General features: G+C 69.4%; 15 protein-coding genes. 8 read left to right on the plus strand and 7 right to left on the minus strand.

The features are described from left to right. Positions 1-111 precede the first annotated feature (111 nt). Both ACFWZU_RS08325 and ACFWZU_RS08330 read left to right on the plus strand, forming a co-directional pair. Positions 112-3,291 (plus strand): efflux RND transporter permease subunit, encoded by a 3,180-nt coding sequence (locus ACFWZU_RS08325; RefSeq protein WP_439701021.1) that lies wholly within the window; start codon positions 112-114, stop codon positions 3,289-3,291. Between the two features lie 172 nt (positions 3,292-3,463). Beyond that, complete coding sequence (locus tag ACFWZU_RS08330; protein WP_439701023.1) at positions 3,464-3,991, plus strand: acyloxyacyl hydrolase; 528 nt, start codon at positions 3,464-3,466, stop codon at positions 3,989-3,991. A gap of 49 nt (positions 3,992-4,040) precedes the next feature. Here ACFWZU_RS08330 and ACFWZU_RS08335 read toward each other — a convergent pair whose 3' ends face one another. The 5 genes from ACFWZU_RS08335 to ACFWZU_RS08355 form a co-directional block, all read right to left on the minus strand. Next, the gene (locus ACFWZU_RS08335; protein ID WP_439701025.1) at positions 4,041-5,564 is read right to left on the minus strand and encodes a DHA2 family efflux MFS transporter permease subunit; all 1,524 of its coding nucleotides are present in this window, start codon (positions 5,562-5,564) and stop codon (positions 4,041-4,043) included. 132 nt (positions 5,565-5,696) lie between these two features. Continuing rightward, positions 5,697-6,905, minus strand: a complete 1,209-nt coding sequence (locus tag ACFWZU_RS08340) for an HlyD family secretion protein (RefSeq protein ID WP_439701027.1) — start codon at positions 6,903-6,905, stop codon at positions 5,697-5,699. A gap of 9 nt (positions 6,906-6,914) precedes the next feature. Next, complete coding sequence (locus ACFWZU_RS08345) at positions 6,915-8,378, minus strand: efflux transporter outer membrane subunit (protein ID WP_439701029.1); 1,464 nt, start codon at positions 8,376-8,378, stop codon at positions 6,915-6,917. A gap of 23 nt (positions 8,379-8,401) precedes the next feature. Further along, positions 8,402-8,860: a MarR family winged helix-turn-helix transcriptional regulator gene (locus tag ACFWZU_RS08350; RefSeq protein WP_439701031.1), complete on the minus strand. Its 459-nt coding sequence runs from the start codon at positions 8,858-8,860 to the stop codon at positions 8,402-8,404. Positions 8,861-8,933: 73 nt separating this feature from the next. Beyond that, the gene (locus ACFWZU_RS08355) at positions 8,934-9,182 is read right to left on the minus strand and encodes a hypothetical protein (protein WP_439701033.1); all 249 of its coding nucleotides are present in this window, start codon (positions 9,180-9,182) and stop codon (positions 8,934-8,936) included. A gap of 261 nt (positions 9,183-9,443) precedes the next feature. Here ACFWZU_RS08355 and ACFWZU_RS08360 point away from each other — a divergent pair, with 261 nt between their 5' ends. Both ACFWZU_RS08360 and ACFWZU_RS08365 read left to right on the plus strand, forming a co-directional pair. Next, the gene (locus ACFWZU_RS08360; protein ID WP_439701035.1) at positions 9,444-10,298 is read left to right on the plus strand and encodes a helix-turn-helix transcriptional regulator; all 855 of its coding nucleotides are present in this window, start codon (positions 9,444-9,446) and stop codon (positions 10,296-10,298) included. 67 nt (positions 10,299-10,365) lie between these two features. Beyond that, complete coding sequence (locus ACFWZU_RS08365; RefSeq protein ID WP_439701037.1) at positions 10,366-10,728, plus strand: hypothetical protein; 363 nt, start codon at positions 10,366-10,368, stop codon at positions 10,726-10,728. 91 nt (positions 10,729-10,819) lie between these two features. Here ACFWZU_RS08365 and ACFWZU_RS08370 read toward each other — a convergent pair whose 3' ends face one another. Continuing rightward, on the minus strand, positions 10,820-13,243 hold the full coding sequence (locus ACFWZU_RS08370; RefSeq protein WP_439701039.1) for a prolyl oligopeptidase family serine peptidase: 2,424 nt from the start codon (positions 13,241-13,243) through the stop codon (positions 10,820-10,822). A gap of 148 nt (positions 13,244-13,391) precedes the next feature. Between ACFWZU_RS08370 and ACFWZU_RS08375 the strand changes: the two genes are divergently transcribed. From ACFWZU_RS08375 to hemC, 4 genes are all read left to right on the plus strand, one after another. After that, positions 13,392-14,057 carry an alpha/beta hydrolase gene (locus ACFWZU_RS08375; RefSeq protein WP_439701041.1) on the plus strand — a complete coding sequence of 222 codons (666 nt, stop codon included), beginning with the start codon at positions 13,392-13,394 and terminating at the stop codon, positions 14,055-14,057. A gap of 715 nt (positions 14,058-14,772) precedes the next feature. Beyond that, positions 14,773-15,822, plus strand: coding sequence for a sensor histidine kinase (locus tag ACFWZU_RS08380; protein ID WP_439701043.1), 1,050 nt, complete (start codon positions 14,773-14,775; stop codon positions 15,820-15,822). Then, entirely contained in the window at positions 15,822-16,526 is a 705-nt protein-coding gene (locus ACFWZU_RS08385) for a LytR/AlgR family response regulator transcription factor (protein ID WP_439701045.1), read from the plus strand. Before ACFWZU_RS08380 ends, ACFWZU_RS08385 begins: the two co-directional genes overlap by 1 nt. An 81-nt stretch (positions 16,527-16,607) precedes the next feature. Then, on the plus strand, positions 16,608-17,522 hold the full coding sequence (gene hemC, locus ACFWZU_RS08390; RefSeq protein ID WP_439701047.1) for a hydroxymethylbilane synthase: 915 nt from the start codon (positions 16,608-16,610) through the stop codon (positions 17,520-17,522). Between the two features lie 177 nt (positions 17,523-17,699). Here the strand turns inward: hemC and ACFWZU_RS08395 are convergent, their stop codons facing one another. After that, the gene (locus tag ACFWZU_RS08395) at positions 17,700-18,506 is read right to left on the minus strand and encodes a DUF481 domain-containing protein (RefSeq protein ID WP_439701049.1); all 807 of its coding nucleotides are present in this window, start codon (positions 18,504-18,506) and stop codon (positions 17,700-17,702) included. Between the last annotated feature and the right edge of the window lie 13 nt (positions 18,507-18,519).

Genomic DNA, 18,519 nt, shown 5'->3' on the forward strand with positions numbered 1-18,519 from the left:
CGGCATGAAAGCGCCCATCCTCTGGCCCACGAACCACGCAGCGGTCGCGCGCTACGCTAGCCATCCCGGCGCGGCCCCTGCCGCGCGCCTCCCCCGCGGTACGGACGCCCCGTGAACATCTTCGCACCCCTGATCCGCCGCCCGATCGGCACCTCGCTGCTGGCCCTGGGCCTGACCCTGGCCGGCCTGTGGGCCTACCTGCTGCTGGGTGTGGCGGCGTTGCCCTCGCTCGATTTCCCGGGCGTCTACGTGGTCGCCAGCCAGCCGGGCGCGAGCGCCCAGACCATGGCGAGCACCATCCTTGCGCCGCTGGAGCGTCACCTGGGCCGCATCCCTGGCGTCGACGAGATGTATGGCAACGCCACCGAGGGGCAGGCCTCGGTGATGGTGCGCTTCACCTTCGATCGCACCGCCGACAGCGCCGCGCGCGACGTGCAGGCGGCGATCAACGCGGCCGCGCCCGACCTGCCCTCGGGCATGCCCGGCCCGCCGCAATACTTCAAGTTCGACACCTCGCAGATCCCGATCCTGTTCATCACGCTGACCTCCTCGGGCATGCCGCAGGACCAGCTGTTCGACCTTGCCGACACCCTGCTCAAGCCTGCCGTGTCGCAGATCCAGGGCGTGGCGCAGGTGCAGGTGTTCGGCGGCACGCCACACGCGGTGCGCATCGAGCTTGACACAGACGCGCTGGCCGCCAAGGGCCTGACCGCCAACGACGTGGCCAACGCGTTGCGCGCGGCCAACGTCACCTCGCCGCAGGGCACCTTGAGCGACGGCCGCACGCAGATGACCGTCACCGCCAGCGACGGGCTGCAGACCCCGGAGGAGTTCGCCCACCTGCTGATCGCCATGAAGCATGGCGTGCCGGTGCGCCTGTCCGACGTCGCACGGGTCTACGGTGGCCAGCAGGACAAGTACCAGGCGGCCTGGTTCGCCGACGCCAGCGGCAGCGCACGCACGGTCGGCCTGCAGATCAGCAAGCGGCCGGAGGCCAACGCGGTGGCGACGGTTGAAGCGATCCGCGCCAAGCTGCCGCAACTGCGCGCCTCGCTGCCGGCCAGCCTGCAGATGCACGCGGTGTTCGACCTGACCCAGACCACCAAGTCGGCGCTGCACGAGGTCGAGGTGGCGCTGCTGATTTCGATCGTGATGGTCGTGCTGGTAATGCTGGTGTTCCTGCGCCGGCTGCGGCCGACGCTGATCGCCACGCTGAGCGTGCCGCTGTCGCTCGCCGGCGCGTTCGTGGCGATGTGGGCGCTCGGCTACACCTTGAACACGCTTTCGCTGGTCGCGCTGGTGCTGTGCATCGGCTTCGTGGTGGACGACGCCATCGTGGTGATCGAGAACATCGTGCGCCACATGGAACACGGCATGCCGCCGCTGCAGGCGGCGCTGACCGGCGTGCGCGAGATCGGCTTCACGGTGGTCTCGATCACGTTGTCGCTGGTTGCGGTGTTCGCGCCGCTGCTGTTCGGCAACAACATGCTGGTGATGCTGCTGCGCGAGTTCTCGGTCACGCTGACCGCGGCGGTGGTGATCTCGGCCATCGTGTCGCTGACACTCACGCCCGCACTGTGCGGCCGCCTGCTTGCCGCCGAACCGGCCAACCCGCGCCCGCCTGGCCGCATCGAGCGCGCGGTGGAGAACTTCGACCGTGCGCTGCTCAGGCGCTACGAGCGCGCGCTGGACTGGGCCATGCACCATCGCCGGCTGATGCGCTGGCAGCCGCTGATCCTGCTGGTACTGACCGTCGTGCTTGGGATCGCGGTGGGCAAGACCGCCGGCGGCACCTTCATGCCGGACGAGGACACCGGCCAGCTGCAGGCACAGGTCACCGCCGACGCCAACATTTCGCCGGAACTGCTGACCGAGCGCGTGCTGCAGGTGGCGAAGATCATCAAGGAGGACCCGGCCGTCGAGGACATGCTCACCATGCTCGGTGGCGATGGCGGCGGCGGCGGCGCGGTCGGCAACTCGGCGCAGATGTTCATGGACCTCAAGCCGCGTGGCGACGCGCCGGGCGACCGCCGGATCGGCGCCAAGGAAGTGGTCGAACGGCTGTCCAAGCGGCTGGACAAGCTCGCCGGCGTCGAGGTCGAGATCAGCATCGCGCAGTTCCTCGGCGGCGGCGGCAGCGGCGACAAGGGCGGCCAGTACGAATTCCAGCTGGTCAGCGACAACGGCGGCGACCTGCAGCCATGGACGCTGAAGATGGTCCGCCGCCTGCGCGACAACAAGGAATTCCGCGATGTCGGCAGTGATTTCGACCAGGCCGGCAAACAGCAGATGCTGAAGGTCGACCGCGAAGCGGCTGGCCGCCTGCACGTGAGCATGGGCGACATCGACTCGGCGCTGTACAACTCGTTCGGGCAGAACCCGGTGTCGGTGATCTATTCGGACATCAACCAGTACCGCGTGGTGCTGACCTCGGCCAAGGCCGAGTCGATCAGCCCGCAGTCGCTGCTCAACATCCATGTGCGCAACAGCCGCGGCGAGATGATCCCGCTCTCCGCGCTGGCGCGGATCGAACCGAACATCGCGCCGATGCGCATCCGCCACCACAACCAGCTGGAAGCCGCGACGGTCACCTACAACCTGGCCAAGGGCGTGGACCAGCAACGGGGCGTCAAGCTGGTCGAGCAGGCGGCGTTCGCCGTGCACCTGCCGGACGGCATCCGGGTGGACTTCACCGGCGCCAACCAGCGCCTGCAACAGGCCAAGTCCAACGGCATGATCCTGCTGCTGGCCTCGATCCTGGCGATGTACATCGTGCTCGGCATCCTCTACGAGAGCCTGGGCCATCCGCTGACCATCCTGTCCACGCTGCCGGCCGCAGGCATGGGCGCGTTCCTGGCGATGCTGGTGACGCAGACGCAGCTTTCGCTGATGGCGATCATCGCGATCCTGATGCTGATCGGCATCGTCAAGAAGAACGCGATCCTGATGGTCGACTTCGCGCTGGTCGCCCAGCGCGAGCGCGGCCTGCCGCCGCCCGACGCGATCCGCGAGGCCGCGCTGGTGCGCTTCCGCCCGATCACCATGACCACGCTGGTGGCGATGGGCGCGGCGCTGCCGCTGGCGATCGGTTTCGGCATCGGCTCGGAAATGCGCCAGCCGCTGGGCATCGCGATCGTCGGCGGCCTGCTGGTGTCGCAGCTGCTGACCCTGCTCAGCACGCCCGCGATCTACCTGTGGGGCCATGACCGCAAGATCCGCAAGGCGGCGCGCAGGCAGCGGCGCGAAGAGAAGAAGCGGCTCAAGGCGCTGGGCAAGCAACAGACGGCCTGAAGCGCTCGTCCGCACCGCGCTGGCGTCACTGCGAAAACCCGGCCCGCTGTGGCCGGGTTCTTTTTGCCATGCGCGCGACACAGCGTTCGCCAGCATGCACGGCGCGCTTCACCCGGCAACGACGGAACAAACTAAACTATTTAGTACACAAATCATCCGCAGGAACGGTCCCATGTCCGACGCATCTTCGCGTGTGCGCGGCGCGCTGGCGCTGCTGCTCGCCACCGCCGCCCTGCCCGCGGCCGGCACCCATCTGGAAGTGCAGGGCGGGCGCAGTTACATGGACAACCATGGCGCCAACGCGGCGTTCGTCGAAGCCACGTTCGCGCCGCACGCGATCGGCAGCAGCCGGCTGGACTGGTCGCCGGACGTCTCCGCCGGCTGGATCGACAGCCGCGATGTGCGCCGCTACCGCGACGCCGAATTCGATACCCGCTCGTCGGTGTCGTTGCTGGCGGCCGGCGCCCGCTTCCACTATGGCGCGCCGGACGCCTGGTACCGGCCGCTGTTCTTCAGCTTCCAGCTGGCCGGCATCAACCACACCACCCAGGCGCTGTCGAGCCACTACCAGTTCGTCAGCACGCTGGGCTGGCAGGGCAGGCATCTGAGCTTCCACCTGCGCCACGTATCCAATGGCGGGCTCAATGGGCCCAACCGCGGCGAGACCATGGCGCTGGTCGGCGTCGGCTTCGATCTCTGAGGACTGGCCGCACGCAAAAAGAAGGCGCCCGCGGGCGCCTTTTTGTTCGTCAGTGGCCGCCGCTGGCCGCGGGTCCGGCCTTGGCGAGGAACGGGGGCTTGGTCAGCCAGATCACCAGCACCAGGCTGATGAAGACCCAGCCCAGCACGTGGAAGATCTCGTTGAAGGAGATCTGGTAACCCTGCTGGGTCGCCATCTGGTTGATCATCGCCGCGGCGCTCTGCGGATCGCCCATCGACGCCATCGCCTCGCGCGTGCCGGGGTCGTAGGCGGTGATGTGCTCGACCAGCTGCTCGTGGTGGGCCACCGCGCGGCGCTCCCAGAACAGCGTGGTGATCGAGGCGGAGAAACTGCCGCCCAGCGTACGCAGGAACGTCGCCAGGCCCGAGCCCGACGCGATCTCGTTCTGCTGCAGGTCCGACAGCAGGATGGTCAGGATCGGCATGAAGAACAGCGCCACGCCCAGGCCCTGGATCAGCTGTACCAGTGCCACGTGATAGAAGTCGATGCCGATATAGAAGTCCGAGCGCATGAAGCAGGTCACGCCCAGCACGATGAACGCGATCGACGCCACTGCGCGCAGGTCGAACTTGGGCGCGAACTTGCCCACGAAGAAGGTCAGCAGCACCGGCAGCACGCCGATCGGCGCGGTGGCGAAGCCGGCCCAGGTCGAGGTGTAGCCGAGGTTGCGCTGCAGCCACAGCGGCATCAGCAGGCTCATCGCGAAGAACGCCGCGTAGGCCAGGATCAGCGCGATCGTGCCGTAGGTGAAGTTGCGGTGGCGGAAGAGCTTGAGATCGACGATCGGGTCCTTGTCGGTCAGTTCCCAGATCAGGAAGATCGCCAGCGCGATCACCGAGACGATGCTGGTGACGATGATGAAGGTGGAGTTGAACCAGTCCTCGTCGTTGCCCTTGTCCAGCACGACCTGCAGCGCGCCCACGCCGATGATCAGCGTGACCAGGCCGACATAGTCGATCTTCGGCCGTTCGGTCCTGTCCACGCGCCCACGCATCTGGTTGCCCACCACCACGCTGGCGAAGATGCCGATCGGCACGTTGATGAAGAAGATCCACGGCCACGAATAGTTGTCGGTGATCCATCCGCCCAGGATCGGGCCGGCGATCGGCGCGACCACGGTAACCATCGCCAGCAACGCGAGCGCCATGCCGCGCTTGGCGGGTGGGTAGATCGAGATCAGCAGGCTCTGGGTGATCGGATACATGGGACCTGCCACCGCGCCCTGGATCGCGCGGAACAGGATCAGCATCTCCATGCTCTGGGACACGCCGCACAGGAACGAGGTGAGCGCGAACAGCAGCGTGCACCAGATGAACAGCTTGATCTCGCCGAAGCGGCGGGTGAGGAAGCCGGTCAACGGCAGCGAGATCGCCATGCTCACGGCGAACGAGGTGATCACCCAGGTGCTCTGGTTCACGCTCACGCCGAGATTGCCGGCGATGGTCGGCAGCGACACGTTGGCGATGGTGGTGTCCAGCACCTGCATGAAGGTGGCCAGCGAGATGCCGACCGTGGTGAGCGCCATGCTGGGGGGACGGTATTGGGTGGTCATGGGGTGCGTGGTGTCCCGGATGAAGGGCTCCTCCCCCTGCTGGCAGGAGGAGGCTGGGAGGGGGTCGCCCGGACCCTCCGAGGCGTGCCCCCTCCCCAACCCTCCCCTGCACGCAGGGGAGGGCGCTGTCGCTTACTTGCCGCTGGCGGCCTTGCTGTTGCCCGCCATGTTCTCGTGGATGATCCCGGCGATCAGGTCATCAGCCTTGTGCAGCTGCTGCTCGTACACATCCGTGCTGAAGGCCGGCTTGGACGGCGGCTGCTGCGCCAGCATCGGGCCCTGCTGGTTGTGCAGGTTCACCGTCACGTCGGTGGACAGGCCGATGCGCAGCGGATGCTTCTCCAGCTGGCCCGGGTCCGCGAACACCACCCGCACCGGCACGCGCTGCACGATCTTGATCCAGTTGCCGGTGGCGTTCTGCGCCGGCAGCAGCGAGAACGCGCTGCCGGTGCCCACGCCCAGGCTCTGCACCATGCCCTTGTAGGTCACGTCGCCGCCGTAGACGTCGGCATGGATCTCCACCGGCTGCCCGATGCGCATGTCGGTCAACTGGGTTTCCTTGAAGTTGGCGTCGATCCACACTCCGTTGAGCGGCACCACGGCCATCAGCGGCGTGCCCGGCGCGACGCGCTGGCCCAGCTGCACCGAGCGCTTGGCGACGTAGCCGTCCACGGGCGCCACGATGGTGGTGCGCATGGCGTCGAGGTAGGCGGCGCGCAGCTTGGCCGCAGCCGTCTGGACGTCCGGATGCGAGGCGACGACGGTGTCGTCGACCAGCACCTTGCTGGTCTGGTACTGCTGCGTGGCGGCGGCCAGCGCGCTCTGCGCGGCGGTCAGTTCGTCGCGGGCGTGCGCCAGCTCCTCGGCCGAGATCGCGCCGGACTTGGCGAGGTCGCGGCGGCGGTTGTAGTCGGCCTGTGCCTTGGCCACGGCCACCCTGCGCGCGGCCACGTCCGCCTGCGCACCGCTGACGGTGCTGTACAGGCCGCGGACCTTGCGCACGGTACTGGCGAGGTTGGCCTTCGCCTCGGCGAGCGCGACCTGCGCGTTGCTCGGGTCGAGCTTGATCAGCGTCTGGCCGGCCTTGACGCGGTCGCCGTCGTCCGCACCGATCGACACCACGGTGCCGGGGATCTGCGGCGTGATCTGCACGATGTTGCCGTTGACGTAGGCATCGTCGGTGCCTTCGTACCAGCGACCGTCGAAGTAGTACCACAGGCCCCAGCCGATCAGGGCGAGCAGCACCACCGCGCCGAGCGCGCGCAGCAGGAAACCGCGCTTGTTCTTCGCGGCCGGCGCGGGAGCGGCACCGTTGGGTTGGGAAGCAGGCTGGCTGGACATGGAAAAGCCTTAGGAATGAGCGGGGGTGGAAGGAGTCGGAGCGGTGGGCTGGCCGGCAGTCGCCTGGGGGCGGTAACCGCCGCCGAGGGCCTGGATCAGCTGCACGGAAAGGTCGACCTGCTGCGCCTTGAGCGCCGCCATGCGCTGCTCGGCGAGAAGCAGCTGCTGGCGCACGCTGAGCGCCTCCAGGTAGCTGCCGACGCCCGCGCGATAGCGCTGCTCGGCCAGGCGCCAGGCGTCGTTGGCGGCATCCAGCGCGCGCTGCTGCGCCTGGACCTGGTCGCTGAGCGACTGCTGCGCGGCGTAGTCGTCCGCGACCTCGTTGAGCGCGCCGACCAGGGTCTGGTTGTACTGCGCCACGGCCAGGTCGTACTGGGCGTCCTTCCCGGCCAGGTTGGCGCGCAGCCGGCCGCCGTCGAAGATCGGCAGGCTGAGCGAGGGGCCGACCTGGTAGAACAGCGAGGACGCGCGCAACAGCGGGTTGCCGCCCATGGCAAGCAGGCCGGCCATCGCGCCAAGCTTCACGTTGGGCAGGAACTCGGTCCGGGCGGCGGCGATGTCGCGCCCGGCGGCCTCCACGCGCCAGCGCGCGGCGACCAGGTCGGCGCGGTGGCCGACCAGTTCGACCGGCAGGTCGGCCGGCACGGTCAGCGCTTCGGGCGTCAGCGGCTGCGGGCGGGCGATGTCCAGGCCGCGGTCGGGGCCCTTGCCGAGCAGCACCGACAGCGCCGAACGGGCGGCGTCGATCGCGCGCTGGGCAACCGCAAGCTGCTGCTCGGCGGTGGCCACTTCGGCGTCGCCCTGCTTGAGCTGCAGCTGGCTGTCCAGACCGGCGTGGACACGCTGGGCGGTCAGCTCGCGCGCCTTGGAGGCGCGCTCGAGTTCGGCCTGCGCCAGGTCGTGCTGGTCAAACGCGTAGCCCAGCTGTGCGTAGGCGCGCGCGACATTGCCCGAGAGTTCGATACGCGCCGCGCGCGCCTCGACCTCCGTCGCACGGGCCTGGCCCAGCGCGGCCTCCCACGCGGCGCGTTGGCCGCCCCACAGGTCCAGGCCCCAATCGAAGCTCAGGTAGCCGAACTTGGCGACCGAGAAATGCGCATCCTCGCCGAGCAGGCCCGACGGCGGCTTGGCGCCGGCCACGCTCGCGCCCAGGCCAAGTTGCGGCTTGCGCGCGGCATCGGCGACCCCGGCCGCCGCCTGCGCGGCGCGGGCCCGCGCGTCGGCCGCGGCGAGGCCCGGATTGCCGGCCAGCGCTTCGGTAATCAGCGCATCCAGCTGCGGGGCGCCCAGCCCGCTCCACCACGCCTGGTCCGGCCAGGCGGCCGGCGTCAGCGTGGCGTCGCCCAGGCTGCGCTGGGCCTTCAGCGCGGACGGATCGAGCAGCTTGCCGTCCGGATGCAGGCCGCCGCTGCTGGCGCAACCGGCCAGAACGAGGGTCAGTGCGGTGGCCGCCGCAAGGAGTTGCAGACGCATGGTGTGGGGGTTCCGGGTAAGGGTCAGTCTTTGTCGCGCAATGCGTGCAGCACGCGCGTCAGGTAGTCGTGCAGGTGCTGGCGCTCGGCCTCGCTGAGCGAGCGTTGCGCCGCTTCCAGCACGCGCTCATTGCAGTCGGTCAGCTGCTGCCACAGCGCGGTGCCCTGGTCGGTCAGTTCGATGCGCAGCGCGCGGCGGTCCTGTTCGTGAGGGCAGCGGCGCAGATAACCCTTGCCTTCGAGCTGGTCGAGCTGCCGGGTCATCGCACCGCCATCGAGCTCGACCGCGCGGGCCAGTTCGGAGGCCGTCATCGGGCCCAGCCGGGCCAGCCGCTTGAGGATCAGGAACTGGGTGAAGCGCAGCTCCACGCCGAGCGCGGACAGCTCCGCCTCCATGGCGCGCACGATCTCCGAGCGCACCAGGCCAAGCAGGACACCCAGGCTTTCTTCGGGGGCAGGATGGGCGAGCGATTTGATAACCATGCCGCGCATTCTATTGCCCGAAGTATATTTGTCAAGGCAAATATCGTGACGGCGGCTTTTGTCCGGGCAAGGGTCAGGCTGCGCGTGCCTGGCGTGCCGCCAGCTCGTCGCGTACCAGCGTGGCCAGCGCCGGGTCTCGGATGGTGAACAGCTCGAACACGCCCAGCGCCTGCAGCGTCGGCAGCAGGGAGAGCAGTCGGGGCTCGGCCTGGCAGCGCACCGGTTCGGGCGTGGTCGGGTCGAGCATGAGTTGGGCATGCACCACGAAATCGACGAGCGCGTCGGTGTCGGGCGCGGCGGGTGGCGGAGTGATGAGCGACATGCCGGTCTCCTCTGGTGGGGCATTGTCGGGACGGCCCCGGTCGAGCGCTTGAACCGAAGGGCTGACCCTCATGCGCAGGACGCGGCGACAGGCAGCAACGTGACGTCCGTCCGGTGCGGTCGGCGGGTGGGGAGTCCGCGACGGGCCGCGCACGAGGGCTCGTGCGCCGGCACGCAACGTTAGCCGGCGGCGGTTACCATGGGCAGGCAGTCGATACTGCTGGTACCCCCACTACCACCCGTTCCTCTCCCGGGGCTCACGATGAGCACGCGCATGCAACGCATCGAGTTGAAGGCTTTCCTGCGCGCGCGCCGCGCCGCGCTGGCGCCCGAGGCGGTCGGTCTGCCGCGCGGACAGCGCCGGCTGACACCCGGCCTGCGCCGCGAGGAAGTGGCCGCGCTGGCCGACGTCGGGCTCACCTGGTACACGTGGCTGGAGCAGGGCCGGCAGATCAACGTCTCGGCCGCCGCGCTGGCGCGCATCGCGCGTGCGCTGGCGCTGTCGCCCAGCGACGAGGCCTACCTGTTCGCTCTGGCCGGCCTCGCGCGGCCGGAAGCTGCGCCGGCGCGGATCCGGGTGCCGCCACCGATCCTGGGCATGCTCGAGCGCTACCAGGGGCCGGCGTTCGTGCTCGATCCGCTGTTCGACCTGCTCGCCTACAACCGCTACGCCGACTTCCTGTTCGACTTCGAGGCGGTACGCGGGCCGTTCGCGCGCAATCACGTGTGGAACGCGTTCATGCATCCGCCGCGGCGGGTGCTCTACCAGCCGCACTTCATGCGCAGCGCGGCGAACCTGGTCGCGATCTTCCGCATGAGCCACGCCGCGCACCCGGACGACCCGCGTTTCGACGCGCTGGTGGAAGCCCTGGTGCAGACCAGCGCGGAGTTCGCCGGCCTGTGGGAACAGCAGGAAACCGCGCCGCTGTCGGCGCTGGAACTGCCGCTGTTCGACGCGCGGCTGGGCCACTTCTGCGTGCATTCGACGCGCCTGCCGATTCGGGACGGTCAGGCCGACGGTGCCACGGTGTTCTGTTTCGTGCCGGCCGACGCCGCCTCGGACGCCTGCTTCACGCGCATGGTCGAGCTGGTCGGCGGCGCCGCCCTGCCGGCCTGAGCGGCTGACGCGCGCGTCACGCGGGCGGATCGACGATCGGCGCGATTTCCCGCAACGGAGCGCGATCATGGAACCGATGCTGAGCATGCGCACCGCCGTGGTGCTGCTGGTCCTGACCGCCCTGGGCGGCCTGCTGATGGCCGGCATCCGCTTCGCCGGCAAACCGCACCCGCCGACCTGGCTGGCGATGGGCCACGGCTTCCTCGCCGGCGCGGCCGTTACCCTGCTGGTGTACGACTACTTCACCACCGGCCTGCCGGGGATGGCGCAGCTCGCACTGCTGCTGTTCCTGCTGGCAGCGGCCGGCGGCATCGTGATGAACCTGGGCTACCACTGGAAGCGGCTGGCGCTGCCGAAGTGGCTGGTGGTGGTGCATGCGCTGATCGCGGTGGCGGGGTTCGTCTTGTTGCTGATCGCCGCCTGGCCTTGACCCATCGTCCTGCCCGGAGGAGCCCACTTGCGGGCGATGCTCTTGTCGGTATCGAACAGAGCATCGCTCACAAGTGGCTCCTACAAGGGCGTCAATGCCCGGCGGGTTTGACGTAGGTGTCGAACAGCTCGTCGATGCGCCGGTATTCGTCGTACCACGAGTCCGGATGCACGAAGCCGTGCCGCTCCATCGGGTACAGCGACATCCAGAAGTCCTTCTTGTGCAGTTCGATGAAGCGCTGGTACAGGCGGATCGAATCGGCTGCCAGCACGTTGTCGTCGATCAGGCCGTGCTCGATCAGCAGCGGGTCGGCCAGCTGGTCGGCGAAGTTGATCGGCGAGCTGATCGCGTAGGCGTGCGGGTCGAGTTCGGGCGTGTTGAGGATGTTCGCGGTGTATTCGTGGTTGTACAGCCGCCAGTCGCTGACCGGGCGCAACGCGGCGCCGGCGGCGAACTCGCCCGGCGCGCGCAAGAGCGCCATCTCGGTCATGAAGCCGCCATAGCTGCCGCCGTAGATGCCCACGCGCTTCGGGTCCACATGGTGGTGCTTCACCAGCCAGGCCTTGCCGTCGAGCAGGTCCTCCAGCTCCGGGTGGCCCATCTGGCGGTAGATCGCGTCGCGCCAGGCCCGTCCGTAGCCCTCGGAGGCGCGGTAGTCCATGTCCAGCACCACGTAGCCCTTCTGCACGAGCATGTTGTGGAACATCTGCTCGCGGAAGTAGTAGGGCGAGGACAGCGTGACGTTCTGCGTGTAGCCGGCGCCGTGCACGAAGATCACCGCAGGCCTCGCTGCGGCACTCTCGTCGGCCGGGCCGTAGTACTTGGCGTAGATGGTCCCGGCGCCGTGGCTGGAAGGCACCTGGACGATCTTCGGCGCAATCCAGTCGTGCGCGGCGAAGGCGCTCTTCATGGTGTGGGTCAGCTCGCGCGGCGTGCCGCCGGCGCTCGGCTGCACGGCCAGCTGGTCGAACACGTAGGGCGCCGAATGCAGCACGGCCAGGCGGCTGCCATCCGGCGACAGCGCGAACCCGTCCATGCCCTGGTACTGCGTGACGCGGACCAGCTCGCCGCCGGCGCTCGGCACCCGGTAGACGTCGTAGCTGTAGGGCGCGACCCGGTTGGTGCGCAGGTAGAACCACTGGCCGTCCGCGGACAGCTGCGGGTGGCTCACTTCGAACGTGCCGGAGGTCAGCGCCTTGGCCTTGCCGTCCAGCGGCTTGACGTAGAGCTGCGACCAGCCGGTTTCCTCGGACAGGTACCACAGCGTGCGGTTGTCCTTCAGCCAGCCGAAATCGTTGAAGTTCCAGTTGATCCATGCGTCGTCGTGCAGGCGCTGCTGGTTGGTGAGCGCGTGGCGGGCGAAGTCGACGCTGGCAATCCAGCGGTCCTTGTTGTCGATCGCGCGCAGCTGGATCGCGAGGTTCCTGCCGTCCGCGCTCCACACGATGCCGCCGCCACCGCCGTCCTCGGCGCTGGAGACGATGCGCACCGGGCGCACGTCCGGCGCCTTCAGCGCCTTGGCGTCATCGTCCTTGCCGGCCTTCTTCAACGCCGCGACGGTCTGCGCGCGGATCGCCGCGAGCGGGTCGTCGGTGATGCCGGGCAGGCTGTCGGTCGGCAGCGCGTAGTGCCGGTGCTCGCGCAGGTCCAGCAGCAGCAGCGACTGCGCCGCCGGCTCGTTGTGGCCGACGTAGACGCGGGTGTCCTCGCCTTCGGCGTAGCCCGAGTCGGTGACGTAGTGGGTGAGTTTGGGCAGGCGGCCCGGCTCGTAGCCCTTGGGCCGCGTGACCACCAGCAGCCAGCGGCCGTCGGGCGAGAGCTCGGTGTCGACCGCCACCACCTTGTCACCCAGCCAGAATGGCTGCGGCGCGCGGCCCGGGTCGGCGGCGGCCAACGCCCTGGCGTTGGCCTTGTCGGCGTCCTTGTCGGCCTTGAGCTGGCGCAGCGTGGAGAACAGCTCGAGCTGTTCGTCTTCCAGCGCGTCGGTCTTCTTGTTGTCCGGGTCGTCGGCGAACTTCAGCACCGCCACCGGCGCGCTGACGCCGCGGGCCAGGTCGTAGCTGTACCAGTCGTCACCGGAGCGGTACTGCAGCGCGCGGCTGTCGGCGGAGAACTGCGGCGCCGATTCGTCCTCGACCGTCTGGGTCACCTGCACGGTGCGCCCGTCGGCCAGCGAACGCAGGAACACGTCGCCGTGGCGCACGAACGCCGCGTAGCGGTGCGTGCGGTCGTACACCGAAGGGGCGTCGGCGCCGGCCACCGCGGCGGGGTCGAGCTTCTCGCTGCGGCCGGTCGCCGGATCGACACGGTACAGGTCGCGCACCTGACTGCCATCGCGCTTGAGCTGGTAGTAGATCGCCTGTCCGTCGGCGCTCCAGTACGGCGACTCCACCGGCTGCCCGATCCAGTCGGGGTTGGCCATGATGGTTTCCAGGTCCAGCGGTTGGGCGGGCGGCGCCGCCAGCGCCGGCAGCGCGGTGAAGGCGGCCAGGCCCGCCAGGAGAAGTCGACGCATGCAAGCGCTCCGCTAGTGGCAAAGCACCCGAGCATAGCCAAGCCTGCCCGGGCCGCAAGCGCCATACGTCCCGGCGACAGTGCGCGGGCTGGCGATGGCCGGAGGCATGGGCGAGACTGACCGTTTCGTCCTTGCCGCTGGAGCCCGCATGAACCTGCTTCCGACCGTCGAACGCGAGACCGGCACCGCTCCCCGCCACAGCGTGATCTGGCTACACGGGCTGGGCGCCGACGGCAACGACTTCGCGCCGATCGTGCCGGAACTGGTGGATGCGTCCTGGCCGGCGCTGCGCTTCGTGTTCCCGCATGCGCCGGTGCAGCCGGTGAGCATCAATGGCGGCATGCCGATGCGCGCCTGGTACGACGTCTACGGGTTCGACGCGCGCGCGCCGCAGGACGAAGCGGGCATCCGCCGCGCGATCGAGGCCGTGGAAGCGCTGATCGCACGCGAGCACGAGCGCGGCGTGCCAAGCGAGCGGATCGTGCTGGCCGGGTTTTCGCAGGGCGGCGCGATCGCGCTCGCCGCCGGCCTGCGCCACGCGCAACCGCTGGCCGGCATCGTGGCGCTGTCCACCTATCTTCCGATCAGCGCCACGCTGGCGCCCGAGCGCAGCGACGCCAACACGGGGGTGCCCATCTTCTGGGGCCACGGCAGCGCCGACCCGATCGTGGTGCTGCAGCGCGGGCTCGATTCGCGCGTGGTGCTGGAAGGCCTGGGTTATGCGGTCGACTGGCACACTTACCCGATGCCACATTCGGTCTGCGCCGGGGAAATCGAAGACCTGCGTCGCTGGCTTGGCGCACGCCTCGCCTAGTCTCCATATCGAGCCTTCTCCCGCGAACGCGGCGGAAGGTGCCGTCAGGCGGATGGGGCTCTTCTGGGCGCGATGCCCGGGTGGCCTTTCGCAAGACTTCCCCCATCCGCCCTTCGGGCACCTTCCCCCGTAAACGGGTGAAGGACCTGAGCCAGTGTTTGCCGACTTCTTCCGCGTCTCCATGCCGAGCCTTCCCCCGCAAACGCGGGGGAAGGTGCCGACAGGCGGATGGGGGCGCTCTTGGGCGCGATGCCCGGGTAGCCTTTCGCAAGACTTCCCCCATCCGCCCTTCGGGCACCGTCCCCCGTAAACGGGTGAAGGATCTGAGCCAGTGTTTGCCGACTTCTGCCGCGTCTCCATGCCAAGCCTTCCCCCGCGAACGCGGGGGAAGGTGCCGACGGGCGGATGGGGGCGCTCTTGGGCGCGATGCCCGGGTAGCCTTTCGCAAGACTTCCCCCATCCGCCCTTCGGGCACCGTCCCCCGTAACCGGGTGAAGGATCTGAGCCAGTGTTTGCCGACTTCTGCCGCGTCTCCATGCCAAGCCTTCCCCCGCGAACGCGGGGGAAGGTGCCGACAGGCGGATGGGGGCGCTCTTGGGCGCGATGCCCGGGTGGCCTTTCGCAAGACCTCCCCCATCCGCCCTTCGGCACCTTCCCCCGTAAGCGTGGGTAGGACCGGGGCCAGCGTGCGAACCCCTGCGGCATACTGATGCGCATGAGCGATCCCCGCCCAGCCCGTGCACCCAACCCGTTGCCGGACTTCTGCCGCCTGCCGGCGGTCGCCGCGCTGTTTGCGGTGGGCGCGCTCACCGTCACGCTGATGTGGCTGGCGCCGGACAACACGCGCGGCTGGCGCGGCTACAGCATCGGCATGCTGTTCGTGACCTGGCTGTCGATGCTGATCGCGCTGGCGCTCTGCTACGCGCGGCCCTGGCTGCAGCGGTTGGGTGGCTGGATGCCCTACGCCGGCGTGTGGCTGCTGATCGAGCTGGTGGTGGCACTGGCCAGCGCGGTGGCCCGCTGGATGGACGTCGCCCTGCAGCTGAACCTGGTCCGGACCGCGCCGTCCGCGTTCGTGCGCGACAACCTGCTGATCGCCGCGCTGCTGGGTGCGGCGATGCTGCGCTACTTCTACGTGCTGGCGCAGTGGCAGGCACGCCTGGCCGCGGTGGCACACGCGCAGGTCGATGCGCTGCAGGCGCGCATCCGCCCGCACTTCCTGTTCAACAGCATGAACACCGTGGCCGCACTGGTTCGGGTCGACCCGGCGGCCGCCGAGCGCACCATCGAGGACCTGTGCGAGCTGTTCCGCGCGGCGCTCGGCCAGTCGGGCAGCCGCGATGGCACGCTGGGGGAGGAGCTGGCCCTGGTCGAACGCTACCTGGCCATCGAGCAGTTGCGCCTGGGCGAACGCCTGCGCGTGCGCCGTGAGTTCGGCTGCCTGCCGATGGACTACCCGCTGCCACGCCTGCTGCTGCAGCCGCTGGTGGAGAACGCCGTGCGCCATGGCATCCAGCCGCGCCGCGAAGGCGGCCAGATCCTCCTGCGCGGCGTGCTGGACCGGGACATCCTGCTGATCGAGGTCAGCAACCCGCTGCCCGTTGCGCCGACCACGCCAGGCCACGGCCACGGGCTGACCAACGTGCGCCAGCGGGTGGCCTATCGCTACGGCGCGCGCGCGGCAGTCGAGGCCGGGCCGCACGAGGACCGTTTCCTGGTGCGCCTGCGGCTGCCGCTCGACCCTCCGCCGGCGGAGCCGAACTGATGCGCGTGCTGATCGTCGACGACGAACCGCTGGCGCGCGCGCGCCTGGCCGCCCTGCTGGGCGAATGCGACGACGTGGTGGTGGCCGGCGCCGTGGCCGACGGCGAAGCGGCGCTCGCGGCGATCGGACAGACGCAGCCGGACCTGCTGCTGCTGGACATCAACATGCCTGGCCTGGACGGCGCGGCGCTCGCCGCGCGGCTGGCCGGGCAGGCGCGTCCGCAGGTGGTGTTCTGCACTGCCTACGAGAATCACGCGCTGACCGCGTTCGAGCTGGGCGCTGTCGACTACCTGCTCAAGCCGGTGCGGCTGGAGCGGCTGCGCGAGGCCCTGCAGCGCGCGCGCCAGCGCCTGGCCGCCGCGCCGCCCGAACCGGTCGGCTACCTACGCGGCCGGCTGCGCGGCGAGCAGGTCCGCATCGCGCTGACCGAGGTGGTCTGCCTGCTCGCCGAAGAGAAATACGTGGTGGTGCGCCACGCCGGTGGCGAGCTGCTGATCGAGGAATCGCTGCGCCAGCTCGAGGAGGCCTACCCGACCCAGCTGGTGCGCCTGCACCGCAACTGCCTGGTGCCGGCGCCGCGCCTGCTGGGCCTGAAGGCCCTGGCCGACGGCCGCGTGCTGGCCCGGCTGGCCGGCACCGAGTTCAGCCCCGAGGTGAGCCGGCGCAACCTGCCGGCGGTACGCAAGCTGCTGCGCACGGGGTAAGGCCCTGGGGCGCCACGCCGCACGCGCGATCGGGGCGAATGCGGCGACAATAGCCACTCAAGCGTCATCGCCGGAGTCCCCATGCCCCCTACCATCCTGCGCATCGCCACCCGCAAGAGCGCGCTCGCGCTGTGGCAGGCCGAACACGTCGCCGCGCGCCTGCGCGCGGTGCATCCGGGCCTGGCCGTCGAGCTGGTGCCGATGACCACCCGCGGCGACGAGATCGCCGACCGCCCGCTCGCCACCATCGGCGGCAAGGGCCTGTTCCTGAAGGAGCTGGAGGTGGCGATGCTGGAAGGCCGCGCAGACCTCGCGGTGCACTCGCTCAAGGACGTGCCGGCCGAGCTGGAGCCGGGCTTCGTGCTGCCGGCCATGCTGCCGCGCGCGGACGCGGCCGATGCCTTCGTCAGCAACGACCACGCCACGCTGGATGCGCTGCCGCAAGGGGCCCGCGTCGGCACGTCTTCGCTGCGGCGCCAGGCGCAATTGCGCGCGGCGCGACCGGACCTCGCGCTGCTGGACCTGCGCGGCAACGTCAACACGCGCCTGGCCAAGCTCGACGCCGGCGACTACGACGCGATCGTGCTTGCCTGCGCGGGCCTGGAGCGACTGGGCCTGGCCGCGCGCATCCGCCAGCGGCTGGCGGCGCCGGCCTGGCTGCCCGCGCCGGGACAGGCGGCCATCGCGATCGAGGCGCGCGCGGACCAGCCGGCCGTGCTGGCACTGCTCGCTGCGCTGGACGATGCCGACACGCGCGTGACGGTCAGCGCCGAGCGTGCGATGAACCACGCGCTCGGCGGCAGCTGCACCGTGCCGGTGGCGGCCTGGTGCGTGCTGGGCGAGCGCAGCCTGCACCTGCGCGGGCTGGTGGGCGATGCCGCCAGCGGTCGCCTGGTGCGGGCGGAGGCGAGCGGTCCGATGGAACAGGCCGAAGCGCTCGGCCGCGCCGTGGCCGACGCCTTACTGGCGCAAGGTGCGAGCGAGATACTGGGCTGATGCTTTGCTCCTTCTCCGCTGCGGGGAGAAGGCCGGGATGAGGGGCCGGGGCTCGCGGGAGTGCGAGTTCGGAGCCACGTGCTGTTGCTGGCCCTTCGCAAGAGTGGCCCCTCACCCCAACCCTCTCCCCGGAGGGGAGAGGGAGCAGATCACCGCGAATCTCGAGCCCCGGTTTTCTCAGAAGTTGTAGACCAGGTTGGTCGTGGTCAGCGTGTCGGTGCTCTGCGTGCCCGGCTGCGTGTCGGAGTTGTAGCGCACCTGGAAGCCGAGCTTGAGCGCGAGCTTCTTGGTCATGCTGACCGACAGACCCGCGTCGTTCTGGTAGTACTTGTTCTTCGAGCCCGCTTCGACCAGCAGCGTGTCCTCGAAGGCGGTGTTGTCGGTGAGGCGGTACTTGAAGTTGATCAGGCCGCGGCCGACCACCTCGCTCTCGGTGGGCTGGCGCACCTCGACCGTCTGGCCATCGACCAGCACCGTGGTGTTGGCCGGGCGGTAGCGCTTGTAACCGGGGCCGATTTCGAAGGAGAGCTCCGTGCGCTCGTTCTTCAGCGCAATGTAGCCGTAGCCCAGCGAGACGATGCCCTGCCACAGGTTGGCGCCGAAGTCGTCGTGCTCGTAACGGCCCGCGCCGACGATGTAGCTGCGCGGGTCGAGCTTGTAGCCGACCGAGGCGCCGGCGTCGTAGCGGTTAGCGGTGGTGCTGAAGCGGTCGACCGTCTGGCCGGTCTGGGCGTCCTGCACGGTGACTTCGCCCTTCGAACGCATGCCATTGAGGAAGAAGTTGTTCTTCCAGTATTCGTTTTCCTGGTTCAGGCCGAGCTTGGCATTGACGTTCTCGGTGCGCGAATTGCCGCGCGCCGAGGCAAAACCGAACTCACCCGAGCCGGTCCAGCCGCCGTTGTCGGTGGCGGTATCGGTGTCTTGCGCCTGGGCCACGCCGGCGAAGGCGAACAGGCACGCGGCAACGATCAGGGTCTTGTTCATCGGGCGATCCAGT

Source organism: Frateuria sp. GZRR33 (genome assembly GCF_051900425.1).
GTDB lineage: Bacteria > Pseudomonadota > Gammaproteobacteria > Xanthomonadales > Rhodanobacteraceae > Frateuria_A.

What these genes read in the sequence shown, in the direction of transcription:
- ACFWZU_RS08365 (WP_439701037.1), top strand. Translation starts at nt 10,366, where the DNA reads ATGGAACCGATGCTGAGCATGCGCACCGCCGTGGTGCTGCTGGTCCTG.
- ACFWZU_RS08345 (WP_439701029.1), bottom strand. Translation starts at nt 8,378, where the DNA reads ATGCGTCTGCAACTCCTTGCGGCGGCCACCGCACTGACCCTCGTTCTG.
- hemC (WP_439701047.1), top strand. Translation starts at nt 16,608, where the DNA reads ATGCCCCCTACCATCCTGCGCATCGCCACCCGCAAGAGCGCGCTCGCG.
- ACFWZU_RS08360 (WP_439701035.1), top strand. Translation starts at nt 9,444, where the DNA reads ATGAGCACGCGCATGCAACGCATCGAGTTGAAGGCTTTCCTGCGCGCG.
- ACFWZU_RS08380 (WP_439701043.1), top strand. Translation starts at nt 14,773, where the DNA reads ATGAGCGATCCCCGCCCAGCCCGTGCACCCAACCCGTTGCCGGACTTC.
- ACFWZU_RS08375 (WP_439701041.1), top strand. Translation starts at nt 13,392, where the DNA reads ATGAACCTGCTTCCGACCGTCGAACGCGAGACCGGCACCGCTCCCCGC.
- ACFWZU_RS08335 (WP_439701025.1), bottom strand. Translation starts at nt 5,564, where the DNA reads ATGACCACCCAATACCGTCCCCCCAGCATGGCGCTCACCACGGTCGGC.
- ACFWZU_RS08350 (WP_439701031.1), bottom strand. Translation starts at nt 8,860, where the DNA reads ATGGTTATCAAATCGCTCGCCCATCCTGCCCCCGAAGAAAGCCTGGGT.
- ACFWZU_RS08355 (WP_439701033.1), bottom strand. Translation starts at nt 9,182, where the DNA reads ATGTCGCTCATCACTCCGCCACCCGCCGCGCCCGACACCGACGCGCTC.
- ACFWZU_RS08370 (WP_439701039.1), bottom strand. Translation starts at nt 13,243, where the DNA reads ATGCGTCGACTTCTCCTGGCGGGCCTGGCCGCCTTCACCGCGCTGCCG.
- ACFWZU_RS08385 (WP_439701045.1), top strand. Translation starts at nt 15,822, where the DNA reads ATGCGCGTGCTGATCGTCGACGACGAACCGCTGGCGCGCGCGCGCCTG.
- ACFWZU_RS08340 (WP_439701027.1), bottom strand. Translation starts at nt 6,905, where the DNA reads ATGTCCAGCCAGCCTGCTTCCCAACCCAACGGTGCCGCTCCCGCGCCG.
- ACFWZU_RS08395 (WP_439701049.1), bottom strand. Translation starts at nt 18,506, where the DNA reads ATGAACAAGACCCTGATCGTTGCCGCGTGCCTGTTCGCCTTCGCCGGC.
- ACFWZU_RS08330 (WP_439701023.1), top strand. Translation starts at nt 3,464, where the DNA reads ATGTCCGACGCATCTTCGCGTGTGCGCGGCGCGCTGGCGCTGCTGCTC.